Source organism: Enterococcus sp. AZ040 (assembly GCF_050499185.1).
Taxonomy (GTDB): Bacteria; Bacillota; Bacilli; order Lactobacillales; family Enterococcaceae; genus Enterococcus_D; species Enterococcus_D entomosocium.
The window spans coordinates 2840986-2866948 of sequence record NZ_JBMHEW010000001.1; the positions used below are offsets into that span (position 1 = coordinate 2840986).

The following is a 25963-nucleotide window of genomic DNA, read 5'->3' on the forward strand; positions in this document are numbered from 1 at the left end:
GGTTTTTTGCTGACTTCTTAACCTAACAAGATCATTGCGATCGCCGCCAAGGCATTATTGAGAAAATGCATGGCGATGGCTGTTTCTAAGCGCTTGGTTTTTACATAAATCAACGCCATGATCAGCCCCATAGCACCGTAGATCAAAAACTCGACCAGATTGGTGACGGAATGGATGATACTAAAAACGGCTACACTTGAAATGATCCCGACTATCGGGTATTTCTTGAATAAAAGGCCGATAAACCCACCACGGAAAACGATTTCTTCCATGATTGGCGCCGCCACAGCGATCAATAGGAAGATCAAAAGCGGATTTTCGCCTGTAAACAGTTCCCCTAACAATGCATCATTCGCGGTCGCCTCTTGATCGGATATATGCTGCAGATACATGGTACCACCAACAGCAACGACTCGACCTAAAACAAAACCACCGATGATCCATAGCCAGTTGCGCTTCGTTGACCACCCAAAGTCAAAGGTGGCAAGTCCTAGCTTCCGAGCCAAATACATCAGTAGGCCAATGTTTGCCAAAAGCAAGGCAATCAACCCGTAGCTCATCATCGCAGGAATCCTCGGCTCTCCTGCTTCCAAATAATAGATTTTTACCACACTGAATACGGTCATCCCTACTTGACTTAGTAAGAATAAGCCAATCAAAATAAATAAGTTCTTTACTGCTTTCATGCTCTCCTCCATTGTTTGCTCATTGCATTTTGCAGGATTGGGTTACGACAAATCATGACACAGTCCATCACTTGGTTCCCCATATATCCAGAAACTGCTTAGCCGCTATCGGCTTGTTTCTAATGATACTGAGTTTCCTCAGTATTTACAACAAATAAAAAATAAAAACAGTTATTTTGCGTATTTTATCCAACAAACCACGTTTTTTCTTTCGCTGCCCTCAAAAAAATATAAGTAGTGTTTGAAAAAAGCGCTCTCTTATGCTACACTGTTCCTACTTTTGTTTGGCTGACGAACCGCTGCCCCAACCATGTTCGTTTGGACCAACTCGTTGCGAGTATTCGATTTCGAATGCTCTTTTTGTCGCGTTTGTCAAAAGAAAGTGAGTGAATCCAAATGATCCAAGTAGAACACCTCAGCAAGACCTTCCAAGTGTCCAAGCGAAAAAGCGGCTTTCGCCAAGCAGCCAAAGCATTTCTTTCTCGTGAAACCACCACCGTCCATGCGTTGCAAGACATCAGCTTTACCATCAATGAAGGCGAAATGGTTGGCTACATCGGGCCTAATGGTGCTGGAAAAAGTACCACCATAAAAATCATGTGCGGGATTTTGACCCCTGATCAAGGCATTTGTCACATCAATGGTCGTACGCCTTGGCAAGAACGTATTCAACATGTCAAAGACATCGGCGTCGTCTTCGGGCAGCGCAGTCAACTCTGGTGGGATGTCCCCGTCAATGACAGCTTTGATTTGATCCGTGATATCTACAAAGTCGACGCTGCTAGTTATCAGCGCAACCTAGAAGAATTAGTCACCTTACTAGATTTAGGTGAGATCTTAAAAACCCCTGCTCGGTCCTTGAGTCTCGGTCAGCGTATGCGCTGTGAGATCGCCGCCTCCTTACTCCATGACCCCAAAATCTTATTTCTTGATGAACCCACCATCGGTTTAGATGCTGTATCAAAGATTGCCGTGCGTCAGTTTATTAAAAAAAGAAACCAAGAAAAAGGCACCACAGTCATCCTGACGACCCACGATATGCAAGATATCGAGGCGCTGACACAGCGAATTCTGTTGATCGGCAAAGGACAAATTTTGCTGGATGGTCGCCTCGATGAACTAAAGCATCGTTTTTCTGATGTCAAAACGCTGGAGATCGACTATCAAGGGAATGAACCTCATCTGCCAGAAAACGTCCAGCTGCTTCAAAAAGACGTTGGTCGCCTTGTTCTGAAACTTAATCCCAAAGAAGTGTCGGTCGCTCAGCTGCTCAGTCTGCTCAGCAATCAAGTCGAGATCACCGATTTGGCCGTTGCCAGTATCACCGCCGAAGAAATGGTCGCTAAGCTGTATCAGGAGTATCAAATATGAGGAAGTATCAGGCATTTTTCCGCATTCGCTTTATCAATACCTTGCAATACCGCTCGGCGGCAATTGCCGGGATGGCTACGCAACTAGCTTGGGGCTTGATGGAAATTCTGGCATTCCACGCCTTTTACCAAGCAGATCCTAGTGCCTTTCCCATGACCTTTCAACAAACCGTCTCCTATGTTTGGCTCCAGCAAGCCTTTTTGTCTTTATTTATGTTGTGGTTCTTTGAGGCAGAAATTTTCAATACCATCACCACAGGGACGATCGCCTACGAACTTGTGCGGCCGATGGATCTATACAACCGCTGGTTTTGCCAATCGGCTGCCAATCGCTTAGCAAAAGCGCTCTTGCGTTGCGGACCGATTTTTGTGATTGCCTTTTTACTGCCAGCACCTTATCGCTTGATTCTGCCAGCAAACATCGTTGCCCTGTTCTTGTTTCTTTTGTCTATGGCGCTGAGTTTAGGTGTAGTGATCGCTATGTCGCAGCTGGTCTATATCTCGACTTTTTACACATTATCCTCCATCGGGGTGCGGATCGTCATCAGCTCCATCGGTGAATTTTTAGCTGGCGGGGTCATTCCTCTGCCTTTCTTTCCACAGCCTTTTCGCCAATTCGTGGAACTATTGCCTTTTGCTTCCATGCAAAACGTCCCGCTGCGAATTTACAACGGGGATCTGACTGGCTTTGCGCTTGTTTCAGCATTGCTCTTACAAGCGTTTTGGCTCGTACTTTTGATCGCGATCGGAAAAATTTGGCTGCAGCAGGCACTCAAACGTGTCGTTGTGCAAGGAGGTTAAGGAATATGGTTTATTGGCATTATTTTTGTATTCATCTCAAAAGTCAGATGCAGTATAAGGTTTCCTTTGTGTTAACTGCTTTGGGACAATTTCTAGGTTCCTTTACCGCTTTTTTAGGCATTTGGTTTATGTTTGCCCGGTTTCATCAAGTGGATGGCTTTACCTTTGAGGAAGTCCTGCTTTCCTTTGCGACGGTTTTGTTTGCCTTTTCGATTGCGGAATGCTTCTTTCGCGGGTTCGATCTTTTTCCACAAATGATCAGTAATGGCGAGTTCGATCGGGCACTCGTGCGTCCTCGATCCTTGATCTTTCAAGTCTTAGCTTCCAAAATGGAGTTCTCTCGTCTCGGTCGTTTTATTCAAGCCTTGCTGTTGTTTGCGTATGCGATTCCCAATAGTGGAATTGCTTGGCATTTTGGAAATGTCCTGACTCTTTTTCTAATGATCGTCTGCGGCGCCCTCTTTTTCGCCCTATTGTTCTTAGTGTATGCCGCCATTTCCTTCTTTACGATCCAAGGACTTGAATTTATGAATATTTTTACCGATGGTGCCCGAGAATTTGGTCGCTACCCATTTAGTATCTACGGAAAACACGTCTTGCGTTTGTTGACCTACGTCGTGCCGATGGCTTGGTTTCAGTATTATCCATTCTTGTATGTCATTGGTCGCATAACTAATCCTTGGTGGATCTTATCGCCGTTGGTTTGTCTGCTCTTTGCCTTTCCCGCCTTCTTCTTTTGGCGAGTAGGTTTGAAGAACTATATTTCTACGGGTTCGTAAATAAAAAGGAGCGCCTCTCTTTGAAACTAAGAGAATGCGCTCCTTTTTTATTCGGTTATTTCAAGTGAAAAACAGCTTCTCCTTGCTGAATATCGCCGTCAGTTCGCAGGCACTTCCCGCCTTGTTCCTCCATGAAGACAACGATCACCATGGTCTCTTTGCCCATTTCCTCAACTGCTGCTACATCCATTTCTGCCAGCAGCTCACCTGTCGTGACTGACTGGTTTTCTTGGACCGCGATCGTGAAGGGCTCCCCTGCTAACGCCACTGTTTCAATTCCCATGTGGATCAAAAGGGAACGGCCATCCACCAACTCAACGGTTAAGGCATGCTGTGTTGGAAAAATCGTTCGAACCGTCCCGGCTGCTGGTGCATAGATTTTTCCGTGATGATGAGAAACGGCAAATCCATTTCCCATCATTTTAGACGAAAATACCTCATCTGGTACTTCTTCGATCGGTAGCAGTCGGCCTGTTGCCGGTGCACAAATTTCTATTTTTCTTTTAAAAAGCATCCGTAATTCCTCCTTAGATTGCCGACAGTGTTCTCTGACAGCTAGAATAGATAAGAAAAGCTACGAAGGGCAATAAACCAAAGATAAAGATGGCAGTATCGAGGGACAGCACCTGCGAAAGAAAGCCGCCAGCTAATGGCGAAAGAAACGATGCCGCACCAATGTACACACTGATCGATATCAGTTGTCCAGAAGAAAAAACAGCTGGCGGTGTAATAGCACTGATAATCATTCGACTGCCGATGGTAAATGCCGGTACAGTGAAAAACTGCAGAAAACTGGCTGCCAAAAGTAAGAATGGGCTACTAGCAAGCCAATAGACAAAAAATTGTAAGGTTAAAAATATGCCTGCAATCAAAATCAAGCGCTCATTTTTCCATTTAGCAATCATGCGATTCAGCAAAAGGTACGCTGGAATTTCACAAAAGGATTGGATCGACCATTTCAGACCAACAAATTCACTGCCTCTTTCCATTGTAATCAGCTTGTCGATAACGACCGTATTGTTCGCAACGATTGTCAAGTACAAGAGAAAGAACAGTCCCGTATAAACCAAAAAGCGTCGGTCTTTGCATAACAGAAGAATGTCTGCCAGCGAGACACCGCTGTTTGTTGCTGTTCCTTGCTTTTGCGGTAAGGCGTTTTTCTCTGGGATCGTTCGTGAAAATGTATAATTGATAAGCAAAAAGAGGAGCAGCGGCAAACTAAACCAGCGATAATTATTGGAAAATAAAAAGAATGGCACGCAGACACTCATCATACTCCACCCTAAAGAGCCGTTTGCTTTGATTGAAGCAATTCTTTTTGAAGTACTGGACTCCGATAATACCCAGTTATCGAGCACCGTTGCTGTTGTATTGGCTAATCCACCCGCAATAGCCAATACCAGAAAATGGATCAGCCAGTGGTCTTTTCCTAACCAATAAAAACTAATGGAGAAGAAAACCAGAAAGATCATCAGAAGCAGCGAAATACGTTTTAATCGTTTGCTCTTGTCCGAATAATAGCCGATCACTAACTGAAAAAGAATTGTCGTGATGCTGTAGGAGGCTAAAAACCAGCCTCTTTCAAGCGCATCATAGCCTTGCTCAGTTAAAAAAGGAACGATTTGTGTCATCAAAATCGCCATCGTTGCATATTGAACAAAATAGATTACTTGAAATTTGTGTTTGATTTCCATTCTTTGTTTATGATCGGCTGAAGGAAATTCCTTCAGCCGATCCCTTTCCTTTTTACCTGCTGGACCTATTTAAGTTCTGGCCAATATGGTTCGTTCGCCACAATCATTTCATCTAATATTTCTTTGGCGACTTTCGCACTTGGTACAGTTTTGTTCATAGTAAAGGACTGCCACAATTTTTGGTAAGACTCTTGTTCCCAAGCATCAACTGCCAATTTTTCAGATGCGATCTGCTGCTCCATCAATCCCTTTTGGAATGTTGGAATATCACCGATCGACAAGACTTCGTAGCCATCTTTTCCAACTAGACAAGGCAGTTCCACCATTGCATCATGGGCAAAGTTGGCAATTGCGCCGTTGTTTTCAACAATAAGAATCATGCGTTCTTTCGTATTAAAGGTTAGTGCGCAAGCAAGGTCTGTAATAAAGGAAGCATGTTCGTTTGAGGCAAATGTTGTATCAACTGCTGTGTTGTTTGCAACGATTCGTCGGCATTCATCAAACACATACTTCTCTCGTCCGTCAATGATCTCATTGGCACGGGTATACTCTTTGTCCGCATGAGCCACCGTTTCATCAGCCATCAAATAATATTTCAGATAGGTATTCGATAAAAATTCTGGTTCAATTTCGTGCAGATCTTTAGCCGCCCACATCGTTTCCAGCCAACTGCTTTCTTTATGCTGGCCTTTTTGTGTTTGTTCGGTGTAGCCGTACTTTTGAACATGCGCACTGATTTGTGGCATCAAGTCATTGCCGTCATGGTCTTTGATGCTGGTCCACCAGCCAAAATGATTCAAGCCGAAATAGCTCGTCTCAAATTCTTTCCGATCCTTCAACCCAATCACTCGCGCCATGATATCTTCCAAACAAACTGGCATATCACAAATATTGATGATTCTTGAATTTGGTCGGAATCTTCTGGTCGCTTCGGCAACGACTGCTGCTGGGTTGGAATAGTTCAAAAGCCAGGCATCTGGCGAGTATTTTTCCATGTAGTCGACTAGTTCTAAGATCGGTCCAATCGAGCGCAGGCCATAAGCTAAACCACCAGGTCCGCAGGTCTCTTGTCCGACAACATTATGCCTGAAAGGAATTTTCTCATCTTGTTCCCGCATAGCATATTTGCCGACACGAAGCTGTGCCATTACGATATCGACATCCGTAAAAGCTTCCTTTGGATCGGTTGAATATTCGAACTGTACTTCTGGCGCTCGCTCGGCAATAATGATCGCACAAGCTTTTGCTACGGTTTCTTGTCGCTTTTCATCGTTGTCATAAAATTTGATTTTTCTAACTGGAAAGCGCTCTTGACTTTCTAATAACATCATAACTAGCGATGGTGTATAGGTACTTCCGCCACCTGCAATTAAAATTGAACTTTTTTTCTTACTCATGGTACTTGTTCCTCCTTGTGATTCTGTTTTATTCGGCCATTAGTTCTTCGAATGATTCTCTAACCGTTGGTACCGTTAATCCTACAATGATTTGAATGCCGCCATTTCCAGGGTTGACCAATCCTGAGGCACCTGCTTCTTGAAACTGCGTACTATCTGCAACTTTGTCGGCATCCTTAACAGTCAAACGCAGCCGTGTCGCACAATTCGTTACATCAATGACATTGTCTTTCCCACCTACCAAGTGCATATAGGCCTGTGCTTGCCGCACATGTTTTGGTAATTTTTCATCTTGCTTTTTGTTGTCATAATCTGCTTTTGTATACAACTGCATTGCTGCAGTATCATCCTCACGTCCAGGCGTTTTTAAGTTGAACTTCTTGATCATAAAGGAGAACACAAAATACCAGATAGCGGTAAAAATCAGCCCGATAATGATTTGGGTAATATAAGTTGAACTGTGAAATTTCCACAAGGGCAGCCAATTTAGACCTAACCAGTTGATCAATCCGCCGCCAAAGTCCCCGACAACCCCGAAAGCATAGGAGATTGTGGCGATCGAAGCATCCAGTAAAGCATGAACAAACCATAATGCTGGTGCAACAAACAAGAAAGTAAACTCGATTGGTTCAGTGATTCCGGTCAAAATAGCCGTCAATGCTGCCGGTGCAATCAATGCGATCACTTTTTTCTTTTTATCAGGCCGAGCCGCTTGGATCATCGCTAAACTCAGACCTGCCGTTCCAAAGACTTTCGACATTCCTGATAGTGAGAAACCGCCAAACGGATAGAGCTCTTTCAGCGAAAACGCAGTAGTTTGGAACTCGCCAATGTGGGAGGCCCAATAAACGGCCATTCCCCCTTCGACAACCGCACTGTCATAGGCAAACGGTGCATAAACAAAGTGATGCAAGCCTGTTGGAATCAGTATTTTTTGCAAGAACTGATAAATAAAGACACCGAAGTTTCCTGATTCAATGAAAAAGCCTTGCATGCTTCTCATTCCCTCTTGGATAACTGGCCAGACAAAACACATGAGTACTGCCAAAGGAACCATGGCAAAAAAGGAAATCATGGTTACAAAGACTGATCCGCTGAAATTCGACAGCATTTCTGGCAATTCTTTTTCATAGAAGCGATTGTGGAGATAGACAACGATTCCCGAAATCAGCAAGCCGCCCATCATGCCGGTATCTAAGGTGATGATTCCTGCAATCGAGGTCAACCCAGAACCAGCAGTTGCCCCTTGAGCTAAATCTACCGCAAATGATTCTGGCCACAAAGTTAAAATTGCATTTACAAAATAATTAAAAGCGATATAAGTAACGAGTGCCTCCATCGTAGCGCGAGCGGCGTATTTTTTAGCTAGACTGATCGGCAGCCCTACTACAAATAAAAGCGGTAATTGGAAGAAGGGCGTCCAGCCTCCTGCTGCGATCACATTCCAAAATTTGAACCAGAGGGTATCTGGTGCTGCGATATCCCCCATAATCGTCTGATTCGAAAATAGCAGAGAAAAGCCGATAACGATCCCGAAAAAGGAAAACAGCATGACCGGTGCCAGCATCGCTCCGCCGAACCTTTGAATTTTTTTCATCATAGTTTTTCGTCCTTCACGTTTTTTAGTTAAGCGCTTTACTGATTCTCATTTTACTATTAAAATGATGCTATGAAACCCTTTTCCGTTGTTTAAAAGTTTCTCACATTTGAAAGGTTTTTTTCACATAAAATGTGAATTGTCACACAGAATCAATGGAGAGATAAAATGAGGAGATAGCCTATGCTGCAAGACCGTATCACTACCTACCAGTCAAGATTAACCGAGAATGACTTTTTGATCTGGTCCTACATCACCACTCACAAAAAGCACTGCTTGGCAATGTCCATCAATGATTTAGCCAAGGAGTGCATCGTTTCTAGGACGACGATTATGCGCTTTTGTCAAAAAATCGGCTTTGATGGCTTTTCAGAATTCAAATACCATTTAAAGAACGAGGTACAACAAGAAAATGCCCTACTCTCTGAGATTGAAGGCGAAATTCTAGACAATCATATTCAAACGATTGAAAATTTAAAAAAGAAAGATTTTACAGCATTGTGCAAGATGATGGCTCATGCCAAACGAATCTTTGTCTATGGTTCAGGGGACATTCAAAACCTTGTTTCCAATTATATGAAACTCTTATTTTTGCCTAATGGACTACTTGTCTACGATTTTGGTGCGATCTCAGTCAATGAACAATTTTATCGCATCATAGAGCCAGATGATTTAGTGATTTTGATTACTTTAAACGGTGAGTCACCCACCGTTGTCAAACTAGCAAAGCAACTGAAACAGCGCAATATCAACACGATCGGGATCACGAAGCTGAGAAACTCAACGGTTTCTAAACTCTGTTCTGAAACGATTTTCTTTTTAAATCCAGAGATCCAGTCAACCGAAAATGCGATCGCTCCCTTTGAAACGACCGCCACACTTTTCTTTGTGATCGAGTACTTATTGTTAAAATATGATGCTTGGCAAAAACAAGCCGCAAGCGTCTCAGAGCCATAAAAGTTCTCTTGGTTTTCCTTAATTCATTTAACTTACAGTATTTTGAAAGACGCTTGAATAAGCCATTTTCAGCCAATTTCTGCTAGGAAAAGCAGCCAATCTCTGGTAAGATAAATAAAAACGTAAAAGAGGACCAGTTATGGAATATTTAGCGATTTTACTTGTTTTCTTTCTATTGAATGTAGTGATACTTGTACTTGGATTGAAGAAGAAGCGAATCATGCTGCTTTTTCTGTCACTCTCTGGTTTATTGTTGGTTTGCTTGATTGCCATTTCTTACGTTTTCTTCTATTCAAATACACTTTAAGTCGTCAAAAACACGGGAAGCTGGCTACGAACCTACCGAAACAAACGAGGCTGTTTTAGTCATTACACCCGACGTATAGGACACATTTGTTAAAATTAATTTGAGAAAAAAAATGACTGTGACATAAGTCGCGAAAAAAGCGTAATGAATAACGGATATCCGTTCATTCATTACGCTTTTCTCTTGTTTTTTTTCATGATGAATAATTAAACGAGCTATACTCACCGCACGTTTCACAGATATAGTAATAGTTGCGCTTCTTCTTATTGTAGAGTTTCAACTTCTTCCCATTTTTACAACTCTTGCATTCTTCTAATTCCGTCAAGGTTTTATAATAAAACAACTCACTGATCATCTCTGGATAAAAATGTGCAAGAAGCTCAATCAGTTTTTTTCTATCAACCAACAGTAGATTATCACCGGCTATTTCTAATGCTTGATCTGTAAAAAAATGTGTAGTGATGAAAAGCCCATTGGGAAACCCTTTGTCTGGAAAAATCCCTTTAAATGCGGCAACGAGTGGCTTACTGATCCGCTCCGTTGTTTTTTGCGGATTCCAGGCTTTACATTGGACCGCTATTGCCTTTTTATTATTAGAAAAAGCATACACATCAATACCATCATCTTTGTAACCATCGATGTTTTGGACGGTATATCCCATCTTTTGTAAAATACATTCAGCAATATAATTCAAATCCTCTGATTTACAGGTTTCTAATTGAGCCACAATCTTTTTCAATTTTTTCGGGTATGTACGTTCATTATGGTTGCTTAGTTCTGGGAAATTAATGACTTCCTTCTTTTTCTTAAATGAAAACATGTCTCTTCCTTTCTTGATTGTTTTGGATGTGATTCGTTAAAGCATAGCTAGTGAGTGGTCTTTAATTATGTAGAATAGAAACTGGTTCTTAAAGAGAGAACTATCTACTTTTCTCAATAAAAATCGTGTGAACTCGATAAAATAAGTCAAAAATAAGAAACTTATAACGGAATATTATTAATTTAATGATAATTTTATTCAAGATAAATGTCAATTGAAGTTTGAATATTCAATAATAATCGATGATTAAATCAAACCACTCTTGATCATTGCTCCATTTCGAAAATTACTAGATAGGATTCGTTACAGTGCTAATTTCCACATTCTTGCCTACAGATTTATTGAGTCCTTTTACTTTGTTTGTAACAGATTCTGAATGGTTTCTTTCGGTTTAGCAGTTGAGTGTCTATTACCTATAAAAACAAAAAAGGTTTCCCTCGTAAAAGGGAAACCTCAGAAATGTTATCGAAACAACATTTACATTTATTTGTCTTATTCTGCAGCGTTGTTGTCTTTGAGACCGTATTTTTTGTTGAAACGGTCCACACGTCCGTCTGCTTGTGTGAATTTTTGACGTCCAGTGTAGAATGGATGTGAATCAGAAGTTACTTCGACACGGATCAATGGATACGTGTTGCCGTCTTCCCACTCAACAGTTTCTTGAGAATTCTTTGTAGAACCTGATAAGAATTTGAAACCAGTAGTTGAGTCCATGAATACAACTGGATGATAATCTGGATGGATATCTTGTTTCATTTCTTCTTCTCTCCTTTGCCCTGGCTCATTTGCTTCACCAGAGTTGATTTGTCGATTTTACAACATGACTATCTTACCATGTTTGGATTTTAGATGCAATTATCTTTTTATATTTCTTTTTGGCCGCTTGTCTCCGAAATGGACATCATGAAAAGCCGCTAAAAACTCTTCATTCTTTTTCGTTTTGCGCAAGAATTGAATGAATTGTTCTGTGAACTCCAAGGAATCCCCCAACATGTTGTTGCGTAAGCGCCAAGTTTCTTCCAATTGTTCACTGCTCATCAGCAATTCTTCTTTACGGGTACCAGATTTCTTGATGTCGATCGCTGGGAAGACCCGGCGTTCTGCGAGGCTGCGAGAAAGCTGCAGCTCCATATTGCCGGTTCCTTTAAACTCTTCATAGATGACATCATCCATGCGGCTGCCGGTATCTACCAAAGCTGTGGCAAGGATCGTCAAACTACCGCCTTCTTCAATATTGCGGGCAGCGCCAAAGAATTTCTTCGGTTTGTACAAAGCAGCTGGATCGATCCCGCCGCTTAGTGTACGTCCGCTTGGAGGAACGACTAAGTTATAAGCTCTCGCCAAACGAGTGATACTATCCATCAAAATCACGACATCACGCTTGTCTTCCACCAAGCGCATCGCCCGTTCTAGTACCAATTCTGAAACACGGGTATGATTGCTAGGCTGTAGGTCAAAGGTTGAAGAAACCACGTCACCCTTGACACTACGTTCTAGATCAGTTACTTCTTCTGGACGCTCGTCGATCAAAAGTACGATCAATTCCACCTCAGGATAGTTGTCCGTAATCCCATTGGCAATTTCTTTCAATATACTGGTTTTCCCAGCTTTAGGCGGGGCAACGATCAGTCCCCGTTGACCAAAACCCACTGGCGCCAGCATATCGATCATCCGAGTCGAAAGACGTCCTGACGTTGTTTCTAATTTTAAATGACGGTTCGGATAAAGGGGCGTCAGCGCTGGAAAATGCGGACGCTCTTTGGCATCTTCTGGATCTTTGCCGTTAACAGACTCAACGTGCATCAATCCATAATAGCGTTCAGATTCCTTAGGCGGGCGCGCCTTACCGGCGACTTTATCGCCATTACGCAAACTAAACCGACGAATCTGTGAAGAAGAAATATAGATATCTTCTGCACTCGGTCCATAGTTGATTGGACGTAAAAAACCATAGCCTTCTTGGCCTACGATATCCAAGATTCCTTCCATATAAAAGAAGCCTTGTTTTTCCGCCTGCGCCCGTATCACAGCCAATGACAATTCTTTTTTATTCATTTGGCTGTAATAAGGAATTCGAAACTCTTTGGCAAAGGTGTAGATCTCTTTTAAGGTTTTGTTTTCCAACTCTGCCATCGTAAGATAATCGCTCATAATTACTCCTCTATCATTTGAATATCAGCTCCAAGAGCCGTTAGTTTTTCGATGATATGATCATAGCCGCGCAAAATGTACTCGACATTAAAGACGCTAGTCGTGCCAGTCGCCATCAATCCGGCAATAACTAGACAAGCCCCTGCCCGCAAATCAGAAGCGACAACTTCTGCTCCGTGCAATTGGCTCGGTCCGCTGACAAAAATCATGTTGCCTTCTGTCGTTGCTTGTGCGCCCATCCGTGCTAATTCAGGAATATGGTTGACCCGTTTGGCGTAAATCGTGTCCATAATCTCCGATGTTCCCTTTGCTTTTAGCAATAATGGTGTGATCGGCTGTTGCAGGTCTGTGGCAAATCCCGGATAAGGATAAGTTTTCACAGTCGCTGGTTTCAACTCTTTTGAGGGATGCACATAGATTTCATCTTCGCTAATATCCATTCGCACACCGATTTCTTCCAATTTCGCAATGTAGCTTTCTAGATGCTCATAAATCACATTTTTGACTGTAATGCCTTCACCCGCTGCTGCGGCTAAAGAAAGATAGGTTCCTGCTTCGATTCGGTCTGGAATAATAGAATGACGACAACCGTGCAGTTCTTCCACACCTTCGATACGAATTTCATTGGTACCTGCACCTCTGATTTTCGCTCCCATATTATTTAAAAGGGTCGCGACATCAATGATCTCAGGTTCCCGTGCAGCATTTTCAATGATCGTTTTACCTTTGGCTCTTACTGCTGCCAGCATTACATTGATTGTTGCTCCGATGGAGACCATATCTAAGAAAATCCGTTCGCCAGTCAAGCCTTCTTCTTCGGTACGCAAATACATGGCGCCATGCTCGTTGGTGACTTTTGCGCCAAGTGCTTCGAAGCCTTTGATATGCAAATCGATTGGTCGCGGGCCTAAGAAACAGCCGCCAGGCAACCCAACGACGCCTTCACCAAACTTCGCCAATAATGCCCCCATGAAATAATACGAAGCCCGTAGACTATTGATTTTTCCGTTAGGCATCGGGATCGAAACGATATTGGTTGGATCGATCTCTAGCGTATTGTTTTCAAAATGGGTCTTCACGCCCATGATTTTGATAATCTCAATTAATGAGTGCACATCTTGGATGTCGGGCACTCCTTCTAAAATGACCGGTGAATCAGCTAAGATCGCTGCCGGGATCAATGCGACTGCACTGTTTTTTGCGCCGCTAATGGTGACTTCACCTTTTAAGGGACGATTGCCGTTGATGACAATTTTTTTCATTGAATTCCACCTATACTCTTTTTTAATTTATGTGTATCATTCCAATTTTAGCACAGATTACACAAAGAAAAAAGATGCAGTATATTTTTGATCCCCGCATCAAGAATATTTTCTTAGAAAACAAAAAAACTCTTAGAATCAGTGATTCTAAGAGTTTTAATCTTTGATTAAGATTAAGCTTTACCAGCTGAACCGAACCAGTCGATGTGTTCTTCTGCATCTTTAACGATTGCAGCAACACCTGGTGCTAATAATTTACGAGGGTCGAATCCTTTGCCTTCTTTATCTTTGCCAGCTTCGATGTATTCACGAGTTGCTTTAGCAAATGATAATTGGAATTCAGTATTTACGTTTACTTTAGAAACACCCATTGAGATTGCTTTTTCGATTTGGTCTTGAGGAATACCAGAACCACCGTGTAATACTAATGGTACATCAGAACCTACTGCATCAGCGATTGCTTGTAAGTGGTCAAAAGCAAGGCCTTTCCAGTTTTCAGGGTATTGACCGTGAATGTTACCAATTCCGCAAGCTAGGTAATCAATACCAGTTGCAACCATTTGTTTACATTCTTCGATGTCAGCTAATTCGCCAGAACCGATGATTCCATCTTCTTCTCCGCCGATTGAACCAACTTCACACTCAACAGAAACGCCTTTTGCGTGTGCTTTTTCGACAACTTCTTTAGCCAATTTCAAGTTTTCTTCAAATGGTAAGTGAGAGCCATCAAACATAACAGAAGTGTAACCAACTTCGATACATTCCATTGCTGCATCGTAATCACCATGGTCTAAGTGGATTGCAACTGGAACAGTGATGTTCATTGAATCAACCAAGTTTGTAACGATGTCTTTAGCAACTTTGTATCCGCCCATATATTTGGCAGCACCCATTGAAGTTTGGATTAGAACTGGCGCTTTTTTCGCTTCAGCAGCTTTTAAAATCGCTTGTGTCCATTCTAAGTTGTTTGTGTTGAATCCGCCGACTGCATATCCGCCTTGACGAGCAGCTTTTAAGAATTCAGCTCCTGATACTACTGGCATAAAAAATTCCTCCTAAGTTTTGAAAAACTTTATTTGTTAAGCAATGCTTAACCGACAATGCTATTTTAGCAAAGATTTGCGGTATTTGCTACTAAAAAGAGGAATTTCTCTTTTCAAAAAAAGATTGCACAAATATAAAAATCCAGCATTTTCATCATCTTTTCTGAAAGTCTACGATTCTGTAAGGTTTTTCTCTTCTGTCTGCGGTCGTTAGATAACAAATCAGCGTGTGAAAATTCGAGAAAAATTTCACATATTTTTTCGTCATTTTATCATAATTTTCCAGTAAATCCTTCCTTCTTCTCCTCTGAGCATAAGAATAGCCTTGTGAAAGCAGCTATATTATCATGTAAAAAAGGAGGGATAAAATGAAAAAAGCGCTTATTGGATTTTTGGCAGTCATCGGGGTTCTTTTCTTGGCAAGTTGCAGCTCGGGGGCCAAAGAAGAAACCAAAACATTCACAATGGATCAAAATGGGGTTTCGATGGAACTGGTCTTCACTTATGAAGGCGATAAAGTAAAAACCCAGACTGCGAACAATGTCATGCCGTATTCAGCGATTGGGGTAACGACCAAAGAAGAAGCACAGACGGTACTTGATCCGATCGCAGAGCAGTATCAGCAAGTCAAAGGGTTGGACTATTCCCTCGACTATACAGATAGTGAAGCGACTGAATCATTGACCATCAATTATGATGAGTTGGATTATGATTCAGCGAAACAATTGCCTGGGGTTAGTTTTGAAGGAAACACCGAAAATGGGATCAGCATGGAACGTACAGAGGAAATGCTCTTAGACCAAGGGTATAAGCTAAAAGAATAATCCTCTCTAGGCACCAGCAAATCAACATGCGTTACCGCTGGCGGATTTCATTCGAACTGTTAGCGAAAAAAATAATGCATCAGTCAGAAACTTCCGGTCGCTTTGACGGAAGTTTTTTTGTGTGCAAAAAGGGATAGCTTCTACCAACGCTCAAGCAAGTTTCAACCTTTTACGGATTACTGGGATCGCGCAACTCAAAAAACTCCCCATCTTGAGATGAGGAGTTTCGCACATTCATTGCTTGATTTTGCCGCTAGCGATTATTATGCTTGGCGGTTATCTAATGAAGCTCCAACAAATGCTTTGATCAAGCGTTGTGGGCGAGTTGGACGAGAAATCAATTCTGGGTGGAATTGGCAACCCACGAAGAATTTGTTTTCTGGAATCTCAACGATCTCAACCAAACGATTGTCTGGTGACACACCTGAGAAGACCATACCATTTGCTTCAAAGATTTCACGATATTTGTTATTAAATTCATAACGATGACGGTGACGTTCTTGAACAACTTCCTCCCCATCATAAGCTGTAGCTGTTTTGGTGCCTTTTTTCACTTTACATGGATACAAGCCTAAACGCAATGTTCCACCTAAGTTTTCGATGTTTTCTTGGTCAGCCATCAAGTCAATGATGTTGTTGGCTGTTTCAGGATCCGTTTCTGCGGAATTGGCATTTTCCAAGCCAACGACATTGCGGGCATATTCCACACAAGCCATTTGCATCCCAAGACAAATACCTAAGAATGGCACATCATTTTCCCGAGCATAACGGATCGCTTCGATTTTCCCTTCAATCCCGCGATCACCAAATCCACCAGGAACAAGGATCCCGTCTACTTCACCTAAGTAAGAATCCACGTTTTCTCGTGTAATTTCTTGGGCTTTGATCCAATCGATCTCGATGTCTGCATCAAAGGCAAAACCAGAATGTTTCAAGGCTTCGACAACTGATAGATAAGCATCTGGCAATTCCACGTATTTTCCGACTAATGCGATGCGTACTTTTTTCTTCAAATTCAGTACCTTTTCTTCCAATGCTTGCCATTCAGTCATGTCAGCAACTGGTGCAGTCAGTTTCAAATGATCACACACGATTTGATCCATGCCTTGCGCTTGCAGTGCCAATGGGATCGAATACAGGGTCTCAACGTCACGAGATTCGATCACGGCTTCTGGTGCCACGTCACAGAATTGTGCCAATTTGTTTTTTGTTGATTGTCCTACAGGTTGTTCTGTCCGAACGACCAAGATATTTGGTTGAATCCCTAAGCCGCGCAGTTCCTTCACACTATGTTGTGTCGGCTTTGTTTTCATTTCGCCTGCTGCTTTCAAATAAGGAATCAGCGTCGTATGGATGTACATCACGTTGTCCGCACCTACGTCTGCCTTCATTTGACGCAAAGCTTCTAGAAACGGCAATGATTCAATATCCCCTACTGTTCCGCCGACTTCTGTGATGATCACATCTGAATCAGTCATTTTGGCTGCCCGCATGATTTTTTCTTTGATCTCGTTGGTGATGTGCGGGATCACTTGAACAGTCGCGCCTAAGTATTCTCCTTTACGCTCTTTCCGCAAAACTTCTGAATAGATTTTTCCAGTTGTTACATTTGAGTATTTGTTCAAATTGATATCGATAAAGCGTTCATAGTGACCTAAGTCTAAGTCGGTCTCTGCTCCATCATCGGTTACGAATACTTCACCATGTTGATATGGGCTCATCGTTCCTGGATCGACGTTGATGTACGGATCGAATTTTTGAATGGTTACTTTCAAGCCGCGATTTTTCAACAAACGTCCTAATGATGCTGCTACGATCCCTTTACCAATAGAAGAAACCACACCGCCGGTTACAAAAATATATTTTGTCATAAACTGAAAAACTCCTTTAATCTATTTTACAGGAAAAGCATTTAGAAAATAATAAAAGCTCCCTATCCATAAATGAATAGGGAGCGAAAATTCTAAATCACTTTCTGACTCTTGTAAAGAGTGCCCAAACAGAATGATACATTCTCACCTCACAAATGTCAAGAAAACTTTATCTGATTTTTTCAGAAAAAACGGAGGCTTCCAAACGAAGCGCTTTACGCTTCGTTGCAGCTGGTTCCTCCTTTTTCACACTGGCATTCTAAGGTTACTCTTTCTTAAACAACCTTCATGTTTTCTGCACAACTTTTTGCAAATTTTTCATTGCTTCTTACGAAATCGTTGAACTCTCTTTGGCATAATACAAAGTGTAGATGAAGTCTGGCGCTTTACTCGTTTTGGTAAAAATGATCGGAACATATTTCTGGTTATTTTTGGCAAAGACGAGGTGCAGGTTCGATTCCTGCCTTCTACGCTAAGATAATTTTTCTTTTGCAGGATAGAGCTAACTATTCTGCTATTTTTGTCTGCCAAGTAATGTGCTCTGAATGATTATTCCCCAATAAGGAGTGCCCTCAATAAATATCAAAATTTGATTGCGCTTTTTGGTTATCTTTGAGATTATAGATATATATTTAAATTATTTTTTTGTGGTATCTTCCGGTAATCATTTACCGATAAGGAAACAATCAAATTCTATTGTCTCCCAAAAGAGATTCTATAGAAGCCACAATTTTGGAGGAAGAAGACAATGACTGCTAAAAACCAAAAAGCACCAGATACTGTCAAGACACTAATCCGGTCTCGAAATCCTTTACAGATTTTTTTCGCATTCTTGCTCGTGATAGGGCTACCTACCATGCTTTATTGTTATTACTATAATTACAGTCCTTTCCCTAGTAAAAAAGTAGCTGGCGTCCCCAATAATCACCTTGTTCAGCTAGAGAACCCTATGGACCTTTCTAGTTTATTGTTGGATTTTGGCTCACAACTGAAATTTAACACAGTGGCTGAGTCCATGACGGTTTACTTTGATTATTATCAAAAAGGGGAGATAAAAGAACACAAAATAGTCGCTTCCCTGATAACAGAGCCAAGAAGTGATTATAATGGCTATTTGAACATAGGAATTACTAAGAGCGATTCTCTACTCTTCGTTGATTTATTTTCAAATGGTTCCTCATCAAATACAATGACCGACTTATCTAAATTCCACTATACGTCCCTTGGAGAAGATAGTTTATCTCCCACTGGAGCTAGCACTAGTATTCCCAATAACGAGCTTAACATTGAGAAAAAACAAGAAATTCCGTTGCTTTATATTGCCAAGGGCGGTGACGTCAAACTATATGCTGAAATGGAAAACAATCTATCTGAAGAAAATTTAAAAAGCGTTGAAAACGTCTATTACGTTTACTTAATAGTAGAATAACGAAAAAAGACCAGTTCAGGATGCTGATATGCTCCCCCTATATAGGACACTGAAATATAAAGTGGCTTATATAGGGGGAGTTTGTATGTCTAGAGGAAAAATGAAATTAAGTTCAGAAGAACGGCTAGCTTTTGTAGAAAGAGCTTTAAAAAATGAAGCTAGCATAAACAGCCTGGCCAAAGAAGCACAAGTAAGTTTCAGTACGATAGAAAGGTGGATCACTCTTTATGAGAATGAAGGACCCACAGGTTTACTCCCTACAAAAAGGAATCAATCATACTCAACAGAGTTGAAACTGAATGCGGTCCATGATTATTTAGCTGGAACACATGGTAGCTTAAGAGCTGTCGCCAAGAAATACGGGCTTCGTAACAAAAAACAATTAGAAGACTGGTTAAAGATATATAATACTCATAGAAACTTCAAATCAGAAAGTGGTGGAAGTAGAATGAGTAAATCCAGAAAAACAACATTGAATGAACGAATTAAAATTGTGCATGACTGTATTATCAACGGTCGAGACTATGGGAAAACCGCAATTCAGTACCAAGTCTCTTACCAACAAATTCGGAACTGGGTGTTGAAATACGACGAGATGGGAGAAAAAGGCTTAGAAGACCGTCGAGGGCAACGAGCGGGAAGTAAACCTGCCAGAACACCCGAAGAAGAAATGCGCGATAAACTGGCTCAATAAGAACGACGGATCAAGTTGCTTGAAATGGAAAATGACCTGTTAAAAAAAGTCAGCGAGTTAGAAAGGAGGCGGGATTTGAATTAGTTCGTCATACGTTTGAATACCAATCGATCAAAGAGCTGCACGAGACAAAAAGCTATCCAATTAACACCATGTGTACACTGCTCCATGTCACAAGATCGGCCTATTATTGTTGGGTAAAAAATCCCAAACTGCCTGAAGTGGTGTTGAATGAACAGTTGGCAGACCTTGTTCGTTATATTTATGAAGCAGACAACGATAAAGGATATCGCAGAATCTGTGAAGATCTCGTGAATGATTATGGCTTTCAAGTGAATGACAAGCGTATTCTTCGAATCTGTCGCAAACTTCAAATCCAATCAACCATCAAGCATTCAGGCAATAGTATCACTAAGGCATCCAAGACTCCGTATCATATTGCGAAAAATTATTTGAATCGAAAGTTCTATGCGGATCAACCGAATCAAAAATGGCTAACAGATGTGAGTGAATTCAAGTATTATGAAGGGGCCGAAGTGAAGAAAATCTATTTGAGCGCTATTCTCGATCTCGCCGATCGTCGCATTGTTTCATTTGTCATCAGCGACAAAAATGACAATAAATTAGTCTTTGATACCTTCGATCAAGCAGTCGCCGCCGAACCAACCGCTCATCCGCTATTTCATAGCGATCGCGGATTTCAATATACAAGTAAAGTTTTTTGCACAAAGCTAAAGAAAGCGAAAATGAAGCAGAGTATGTCTCGTGTCGCCCGTTGTACCGATAATGGTCCAATGGAAGGTTTCTGGGGAATGCTTAAGCGAGAAAAATATTATCGGCGAAAGTTTATCAGTAGAGAAAGTCTCGTTGAAATGATCGAGAAATACATGAACTATTACAACAATGGTCGCTATCAACGATGTTTGAAGAGCAAAACACCGATCCAAGTTCATCAAGAATTATTAATGGCAGCTTAATCACTCCCCCTCTTGGACAAGCGAATAGAATACATCCGCTTAACCAAGAAGGAGGCCAGTCGAGCAAAGTTGAGGTTAAACAAAGTAAAAAACATAAAAACTGCCTACCGAATTTCGGTAGACAGTCGTCAAAATAATTTTATTCTATTTCATTGTCCACTTGACGGGGAGCCCAGCATGCTGAGCTGGTCTTTTTTCTGTCACACTGTCGATTAATTCCGACGGTTGTTATTACCAAATAAAATAATCAAACGTAAGAGTTGCAATAAGGTTGCTACGGCAGCTGCGACATAGGTCAACGCTGCGGCAAAGAGCACTCTTCTCGCTTGTGGTACTTCCTCTTCTGTTAACAAGCCACCATCTGCCAAAATACGGATCGCCCGTTTTGAGGCATCGAACTCGACTGGCAAGGTCACTAATTGGAAAATAAACGCCAATGAGAAAGCCAACAAACCTAAGTTGATCAGAAACGAGCCTCGTAATAGTACCCCGATCAAAATCAACGGGATCGAGATGCTGGTTCCGATATTGGCGATCGGTACGATCGCATGACGCAAGCGCAAAGGAAAATAGCCTTTGGCATCTTGGACTGCGTGACCACACTCATGGGCCGCAACACCGATTGCTGCTACCGAAGTTGATTGTGCGGTGGATTGCGATAAACTCAACATTTTGTTGCCAGAATTGTAATTATCCGTCAAATCACCAGCGATCGCTTGCACACCAACATTATTGATTCCTTGGCTCTGCAAGATGTACTGCGCCGCTTTTGTGCCGGTAATATTATTTTTACTTCTGACTTTGTCATATTTGTTAAAGGTACTTTTGACATACGCTGACGCTGCTAGCGAAATCACCATACCGATAATTACGAGAATGAAAGTCGGGTCATAAAAAAAGCCGAACCCGTATCCGCCCATACCATACACGATAAAATTCCCCCTTTTAATCTTTGACCTTATTTTACCATTAAAGTGGTGAAAAAATTATGAAGATGACTGGAAGATTTTGTTTTTAACCTTTTTTTACAAATTCTGATTTTAGTTTCATTGGGCCGAAGCCATCGATCTTGCAATCAATGTTATGGTCGCCTTCGACTAATTTGATGTTTTTCACTTTCGTTCCTTGTTTGATGGCGCCAGATGCGCCTTTGACTTTCAAGTCTTTGATGACCGTTACTGTATCACCATCTACTAAAATATTGCCATTGGCATCTTTGTATACGGGTGCTTCTTCCGCCGCTTGTTGCTCTTGCCATTCGTTTCCGCATTCAGGACAAACAAACAGCCCGCGATCTTCATAAGCGTATTCAGATTGGCAATTTGGACAATTAGGAATTTGAGTCATAGTGTTGCTCCTTTAAAATATAATTTTCGCTGTAAAAAACAACTCACCATCAGCATACCGAAAAACCACTAGTGGCGCAACCAAAAATCAGTGACCGATAAGCAAAAAAATCGCTTCTGTAGAGTAATAACAGAAGCGATAATTCAAGTGTATCCGAAAAGGAACTACACAGAATTCATTTTTATTTCGAGAAATAATTTGCACAAGCATCGCCGATCCATTGGATGAGTTGTACCAAAAGGATCAACAAGAGAATCACCACAATCAAAATCGCCGTTTCATAGCGATAATAACCATACTGAATCGCTAAATCGCCAATGCCGCCTGCGCCAATCGTTCCCACCATCGCCGAGTAGCCTAAAAGACTGATCAAAGTTAACACAAATCCGCGAATCAAAGCTGGCAGACTTTCTGGTAAAATCACTTCGCGAATAACTTGCCCCGTCGATGCTCCGGAAGCGACACTAGCTTCAAGGACGCCATAGTCGATTTCGGCAAATGCGGATTCAGCGATTCGGGCGTAAAAAGGAATCGCGGCAATCGATAAAGCAATCGCTCCGCCCGCCGGGGTATAAGGATCACCGATCAGCACCGCTGATAACGGAATCAACGTAATCAATAAGATCAAAAATGGTAGCGAACGGATTGCATTGACGACAAAATCGGCCAGATGATGCAAGAAAACATTTTTATGAAAAAGGTTACTGCCGACTAAAAACAGGACTAATCCAATCAATAAGCCGAAAACTACTCCTATAATTGCTGAAGTTCCCACCATGAAGAATGTTTCCCATAGTGCTTGGGTCAGGTTTGTTTTTAAAATCTCAAGCGTATCAGCCATTTTCTTCACCTATCTTTCTTAAAGAAAAGACGTTCGCAGCCAAGTGTGCTCGGGCTTTTGCTGCTTCTTCGGCGGGTCCGGTCAAATAGATATATAAAATACCGATCACATCTTTTTTGATATACTCAATTTTTCCGTGGATAATATTGACCGACACATCGTAGGCTTTAGCTACAGTCGAAATCAGCGGTTCTAACGTATACTCACCTTGATAGCGCAATTCCAGCAAGTCGCCTTCAGTGAAGGATGCTAGAATCTCCTCGGGAAGCGTCAGATCCAAGTAGCGACCTACCAGTTTTTTTGTAATAGGCTGTTTAGGCTGACTGAACAAGCCGTAGGTCGTTTGTTCTTCAACGATGCGACCCTTTTCCATCACTGCTACCCGATCAAAAAACTTGCGAGCAACATCCAATTCATGGGTGATAAAGACGATGGTGATGCCTGTCTGTTCCTTGATTCGGATCAATAATTTCAAAATTTCTTCAGTCGTTTCAACATCTAACGCACTGGTAGCTTCGTCACACAACAAAATCTCAGGTTCGTTGGCAATCGCTCGTGCAATGCCGATCCGTTGCTTTTCTCCCCCAGACAAATTATTCGGATACTCGTGAATTTTGTGAGGCAGATCCACCATTTCCAACAGTTCCTTGATCCTCGCTTCTTGCTGATCTTTCGGATAATGCCCAGCGCGCAAAGCAAAGGCTAAATTTTCCTTGATGGTTCGATTATGGATCAGATTGAAATGCTGAAAGATCATCCCGATTTTTTGTCGTACTTCACGCAAGTGTTTGCCTTTGGCTTGCGTGATGTCTTGACCATCAATCAGAATTTGACCGCTAGAGGGCACCTGCAGTAGATTCAACGTACGAACCAAGGTACTTTTCCCAGCCCCGCTCAATCCGACGATCCCGTATACTTCTCCAGCTTGAACGGAAAAATCAACGGAATCCACTGCTTTTTTGATTTGTTTTTTATGAGTGAATGTCACTGATACTTGTTTTACTTCTATTTTTGCCATAAGATATGCCCTTCTTACTCAGTCCAAAATTTCGGTTGATCAAAGTTGCTGAACGGTGATTCGGCAATCGCTTCTTTAAATGCATCACTTTCTAATACTTCCGTAACTGCCTTAGCAAAATCACTGTCTTCTTCTTCGGAGGACACCACAAAGACATTTTTATATTCTTCTTTCAACGACTCCAACGCCAAAGCATCTGCAGGATCAAGAGAAGCCGCCCAAGCGAAGTTTCCTGGTACTAAAGCTAAATCAACTGTATCTAACGAACGAGCCAATTGGGCTGCGTCTAATTCTTTAAATGTCAGATTCTTCGGATTTTCTTCGATATCATTCACCGTTGCCTTCGTTTCGTCGATATTGTCTGCGATGGTGATCAACTCATTGGCAGCTAACAGTTGCAAGGTCCGAGCTAAATTTGAGGCATCATTGGCAATCGAAACAGTCGCCCCGTCTGCTAACTCATCCAAGCTGGACAGTTGCTTCGAATAGATGCCCATTCCCAATGTTGGCACTTTTTGTAATGCCGTAAGAGATAACTGGTTATCTGCCGAAAATTTTTCTAGATAGGCCGTATGCTGAAACAAATTGGCATCGATTTGGCCATTCGCCAAGGCATTGTTCGGCTGAATATAATCATTAAACACTTTGGTCGTTAGTTGATACCCTTTTTCTTCCAGTAATGGAGAGATCACCTCTGTCACCATATCCCCATATGGTCCTGGTGCCACTCCAACGACTTTTTCTTCCACTGCATCTACACTGTTTTCACCAGACTGTGTATCCTCTGTGCTGCTAGTATTGCCACAAGCTGCCAATGTAATTAAGACAGCAGCAGCAACTAACCCAACGATTCCCTTTTTCAACTGTTTCATTTTTTAGTTCCCCCTTTTTATAATAAAAAAACGTCCTTTCTCCATCATAGAGAAAGGACGAAACAACCATGTTCGTGGTACCACCTTTAATTCATTGGCACAAGCTGCCAACCTTATCAGTTTATCAACTGCTTTGCTATAACGGGCAATCCCGCTGCACGCTTGCTTTTGCTCACGTCCAAACGCTCCAAGGCCATCTTCAGTCAAACGGCTGTGCTCTTTCTCACCAATCCGAGCTCTCTGATCCAATCGAAACTGACTTACTCTTCTTATCATCGCGTGTTTTTTAATTTGTGTTTAACTATACGATAGCCTCAAATGAATGTCAATTCTTTTTTTCACGAAAAAACCATCTTTTTACAATGATTTTCACAGCGTTTACAGAGTCAAATTCTCATCTAAAATCAAGCCTTCAGAGACCATAACCGCATTACCGATCAATTCTAATGCGCCCTGATCAACATCAACTTCCACCGTTAACTCGCCACCTAACACGTGCAGCAAGACATTCGCTGCCGCTTGCTGGTGACGTTTGGTCACGACATACGCAGTGGCACCAGAACCTGTGCCGCACGCATAGGTAAAACCTTCCACCCCTCGTTCATACGTGCGAACGATCAGATCACCCTTGTCATCTTCTTCATAGAAATTGACATTCGCCCCTTTTGGGAAAAACTCCCAATAGCGTATCTCTTTGGCAAGTTCAGCCAGCTGTTCCAACTCAGTTTCTGCCAGACCAGGATAGTGTACCACCGCATGAGGGATTCCTGGATCACCCAATTCCACATAGTCCACGAAAGAAACCATTGGATTCGGGTACGCTTGATCAAATGTAGTCACGGTCGGTGGATTCAAGGTTACTTTGTAGTGTTTTGCCGACAAGCGCCATGCGGGGACATCGCCAGCAACTGTTTCGATGGTCATCTGCTCGCCAGCAATTCCCTTCTCAAAGGCATAACGGGCAATACAGCGAGCGCCGTTGCCGCACATTTCTGCTTCGGTCCCATCAGCATTGTAAAACCGCATCCGAAAATCAGCGGTTCCTGTGGGAAAATCCACTGCCATGACTGCATCCGCGCCGACAGAAAATTTCCGATGGCAAACTTGAGCAGCAAATTGCGACAGTTGTTCATGGGAGAATTTCAATGTGCGGTTATCGATTACGATAAAATCATTCCCCGCACCTTGCATTTTTGTATAAGGAATCGTCATGTTGTCACCTGCTT

Annotated in this window: 25 protein-coding genes, 1 pseudogene and 1 other annotated feature; of the genes and pseudogenes, 8 read left to right on the forward strand and 18 right to left on the reverse strand. The window is 42.0% G+C overall.

Annotated elements, in window-relative coordinates; translation table 11 throughout:
• Positions 1 to 17: 17 nt before the first annotated feature.
• Positions 18 to 686 carry a CPBP family intramembrane glutamic endopeptidase gene (locus tag IGK63_RS13020; protein ID WP_034872126.1) on the reverse strand — a complete coding sequence of 223 codons (669 nt, stop codon included), beginning with the start codon at positions 684 to 686 and terminating at the stop codon, positions 18 to 20.
• Between the two features lie 396 nt (positions 687 to 1082).
• Here IGK63_RS13020 and IGK63_RS13025 point away from each other — a divergent pair, with 396 nt between their 5' ends.
• From IGK63_RS13025 to IGK63_RS13035, 3 genes are read left to right on the forward strand one after another with little or no spacing between them, the layout of a single operon-like run.
• Positions 1083 to 2057, forward strand: coding sequence for an ABC transporter ATP-binding protein (locus IGK63_RS13025; RefSeq protein WP_016612782.1), 975 nt, complete (start codon positions 1083 to 1085; stop codon positions 2055 to 2057).
• A complete protein-coding gene (locus IGK63_RS13030; protein ID WP_086372351.1) occupies positions 2054 to 2857 on the forward strand; it encodes an ABC transporter permease in 804 nt (267 codons plus the stop codon). The genes IGK63_RS13025 and IGK63_RS13030 overlap by 4 nt, the downstream gene beginning before the upstream one ends.
• Before the next feature lie 5 nt (positions 2858 to 2862).
• Positions 2863 to 3636, forward strand: coding sequence for an ABC transporter permease (locus IGK63_RS13035; protein WP_016612786.1), 774 nt, complete (start codon positions 2863 to 2865; stop codon positions 3634 to 3636).
• Between the two features lie 55 nt (positions 3637 to 3691).
• Here IGK63_RS13035 and IGK63_RS13040 read toward each other — a convergent pair whose 3' ends face one another.
• The 4 genes from IGK63_RS13040 to IGK63_RS13055 all read right to left on the reverse strand — a co-directional run bounded on the left by IGK63_RS13040 (position 3692) and on the right by IGK63_RS13055 (position 8327).
• On the reverse strand, positions 3692 to 4150 hold the full coding sequence (locus IGK63_RS13040) for a PTS sugar transporter subunit IIA (RefSeq protein ID WP_016612787.1): 459 nt from the start codon (positions 4148 to 4150) through the stop codon (positions 3692 to 3694).
• A 13-nt stretch (positions 4151 to 4163) separates the two neighbouring features.
• Positions 4164 to 5330 carry an MFS transporter gene (locus IGK63_RS13045; protein WP_016612788.1) on the reverse strand — a complete coding sequence of 389 codons (1167 nt, stop codon included), beginning with the start codon at positions 5328 to 5330 and terminating at the stop codon, positions 4164 to 4166.
• A gap of 65 nt (positions 5331 to 5395) precedes the next feature.
• Positions 5396 to 6727 carry a 6-phospho-alpha-glucosidase gene (locus IGK63_RS13050; RefSeq protein WP_010749959.1) on the reverse strand — a complete coding sequence of 444 codons (1332 nt, stop codon included), beginning with the start codon at positions 6725 to 6727 and terminating at the stop codon, positions 5396 to 5398.
• A gap of 28 nt (positions 6728 to 6755) precedes the next feature.
• Positions 6756 to 8327, reverse strand: coding sequence for an alpha-glucoside-specific PTS transporter subunit IIBC (locus IGK63_RS13055; RefSeq protein WP_016612789.1), 1572 nt, complete (start codon positions 8325 to 8327; stop codon positions 6756 to 6758).
• Positions 8328 to 8507: 180 nt separating this feature from the next.
• On the opposite strand from IGK63_RS13055, the gene IGK63_RS13060 reads away from it, so the two are divergent.
• The gene (locus tag IGK63_RS13060; RefSeq protein ID WP_010749961.1) at positions 8508 to 9281 is read left to right on the forward strand and encodes a MurR/RpiR family transcriptional regulator; all 774 of its coding nucleotides are present in this window, start codon (positions 8508 to 8510) and stop codon (positions 9279 to 9281) included.
• Between the two features lie 27 nt (positions 9282 to 9308).
• Here IGK63_RS13060 and IGK63_RS13065 read toward each other — a convergent pair whose 3' ends face one another.
• From IGK63_RS13065 to IGK63_RS13090, 6 genes are all read right to left on the reverse strand, one after another.
• Positions 9309 to 9554, reverse strand: coding sequence for a hypothetical protein (locus tag IGK63_RS13065; RefSeq protein WP_016608418.1), 246 nt, complete (start codon positions 9552 to 9554; stop codon positions 9309 to 9311).
• Between the two features lie 227 nt (positions 9555 to 9781).
• Positions 9782 to 10408 (reverse strand): restriction endonuclease, encoded by a 627-nt coding sequence (locus tag IGK63_RS13070; protein ID WP_005234022.1) that lies wholly within the window; start codon positions 10406 to 10408, stop codon positions 9782 to 9784.
• Between the two features lie 492 nt (positions 10409 to 10900).
• Positions 10901 to 11164, reverse strand: a complete 264-nt coding sequence (locus tag IGK63_RS13075) for a type B 50S ribosomal protein L31 (protein WP_008380527.1) — start codon at positions 11162 to 11164, stop codon at positions 10901 to 10903.
• A gap of 99 nt (positions 11165 to 11263) precedes the next feature.
• Positions 11264 to 12559 carry a transcription termination factor Rho gene (gene rho / locus IGK63_RS13080; RefSeq protein WP_005233978.1) on the reverse strand — a complete coding sequence of 432 codons (1296 nt, stop codon included), beginning with the start codon at positions 12557 to 12559 and terminating at the stop codon, positions 11264 to 11266.
• 2 nt (positions 12560 to 12561) lie between these two features.
• On the reverse strand, positions 12562 to 13821 hold the full coding sequence (locus tag IGK63_RS13085; protein WP_016612790.1) for a UDP-N-acetylglucosamine 1-carboxyvinyltransferase: 1260 nt from the start codon (positions 13819 to 13821) through the stop codon (positions 12562 to 12564).
• 173 nt (positions 13822 to 13994) lie between these two features.
• Positions 13995 to 14864, reverse strand: a complete 870-nt coding sequence (locus IGK63_RS13090; protein WP_005228297.1) for a class II fructose-bisphosphate aldolase — start codon at positions 14862 to 14864, stop codon at positions 13995 to 13997.
• A gap of 368 nt (positions 14865 to 15232) precedes the next feature.
• Here IGK63_RS13090 and IGK63_RS13095 point away from each other — a divergent pair, with 368 nt between their 5' ends.
• On the forward strand, positions 15233 to 15688 hold the full coding sequence (locus IGK63_RS13095; protein WP_005233973.1) for a YehR family lipoprotein: 456 nt from the start codon (positions 15233 to 15235) through the stop codon (positions 15686 to 15688).
• A 263-nt stretch (positions 15689 to 15951) separates the two neighbouring features.
• Here IGK63_RS13095 and IGK63_RS13100 read toward each other — a convergent pair whose 3' ends face one another.
• Complete coding sequence (locus IGK63_RS13100; RefSeq protein ID WP_016612792.1) at positions 15952 to 17559, reverse strand: CTP synthase; 1608 nt, start codon at positions 17557 to 17559, stop codon at positions 15952 to 15954.
• Positions 17560 to 18307: 748 nt separating this feature from the next.
• On the opposite strand from IGK63_RS13100, the gene IGK63_RS13105 reads away from it, so the two are divergent.
• From IGK63_RS13105 to IGK63_RS13115, 3 genes and pseudogenes are all read left to right on the forward strand, one after another.
• On the forward strand, positions 18308 to 18988 hold the full coding sequence (locus IGK63_RS13105) for a hypothetical protein (RefSeq protein ID WP_008380519.1): 681 nt from the start codon (positions 18308 to 18310) through the stop codon (positions 18986 to 18988).
• Positions 18989 to 19073: 85 nt separating this feature from the next.
• A complete protein-coding gene (locus IGK63_RS13110; RefSeq protein WP_429972519.1) occupies positions 19074 to 19682 on the forward strand; it encodes a helix-turn-helix domain-containing protein in 609 nt (202 codons plus the stop codon).
• 74 nt (positions 19683 to 19756) lie between these two features.
• Positions 19757 to 20659, forward strand: a pseudogene (locus IGK63_RS13115) (IS3 family transposase); the annotation flags it as partial.
• Between the two features lie 212 nt (positions 20660 to 20871).
• On the opposite strand, the gene IGK63_RS13120 reads toward IGK63_RS13115, so the two are convergent.
• From IGK63_RS13120 to dapF, 6 genes are all read right to left on the reverse strand, one after another.
• Positions 20872 to 21579: a zinc metallopeptidase gene (locus IGK63_RS13120; RefSeq protein WP_016612795.1), complete on the reverse strand. Its 708-nt coding sequence runs from the start codon at positions 21577 to 21579 to the stop codon at positions 20872 to 20874.
• A 94-nt stretch (positions 21580 to 21673) separates the two neighbouring features.
• The gene (locus IGK63_RS13125; RefSeq protein ID WP_005233964.1) at positions 21674 to 22006 is read right to left on the reverse strand and encodes a zinc ribbon domain-containing protein YjdM; all 333 of its coding nucleotides are present in this window, start codon (positions 22004 to 22006) and stop codon (positions 21674 to 21676) included.
• Positions 22007 to 22187: 181 nt separating this feature from the next.
• Entirely contained in the window at positions 22188 to 22847 is a 660-nt protein-coding gene (locus IGK63_RS13130; protein ID WP_016612796.1) for a methionine ABC transporter permease, read from the reverse strand.
• Positions 22840 to 23865 (reverse strand): methionine ABC transporter ATP-binding protein, encoded by a 1026-nt coding sequence (locus IGK63_RS13135; protein WP_016612797.1) that lies wholly within the window; start codon positions 23863 to 23865, stop codon positions 22840 to 22842. Before IGK63_RS13135 ends, IGK63_RS13130 begins: the two co-directional genes overlap by 8 nt.
• A gap of 14 nt (positions 23866 to 23879) precedes the next feature.
• Positions 23880 to 24737: a MetQ/NlpA family ABC transporter substrate-binding protein gene (locus IGK63_RS13140; protein WP_016612798.1), complete on the reverse strand. Its 858-nt coding sequence runs from the start codon at positions 24735 to 24737 to the stop codon at positions 23880 to 23882.
• 50 nt (positions 24738 to 24787) lie between these two features.
• Positions 24788 to 25022 (reverse strand) — a binding site (T-box leader).
• Between the two features lie 93 nt (positions 25023 to 25115).
• On the reverse strand, positions 25116 to 25949 hold the full coding sequence (dapF, locus tag IGK63_RS13145; protein ID WP_429972520.1) for a diaminopimelate epimerase: 834 nt from the start codon (positions 25947 to 25949) through the stop codon (positions 25116 to 25118).
• Positions 25950 to 25963: the final 14 nt, after the last annotated feature.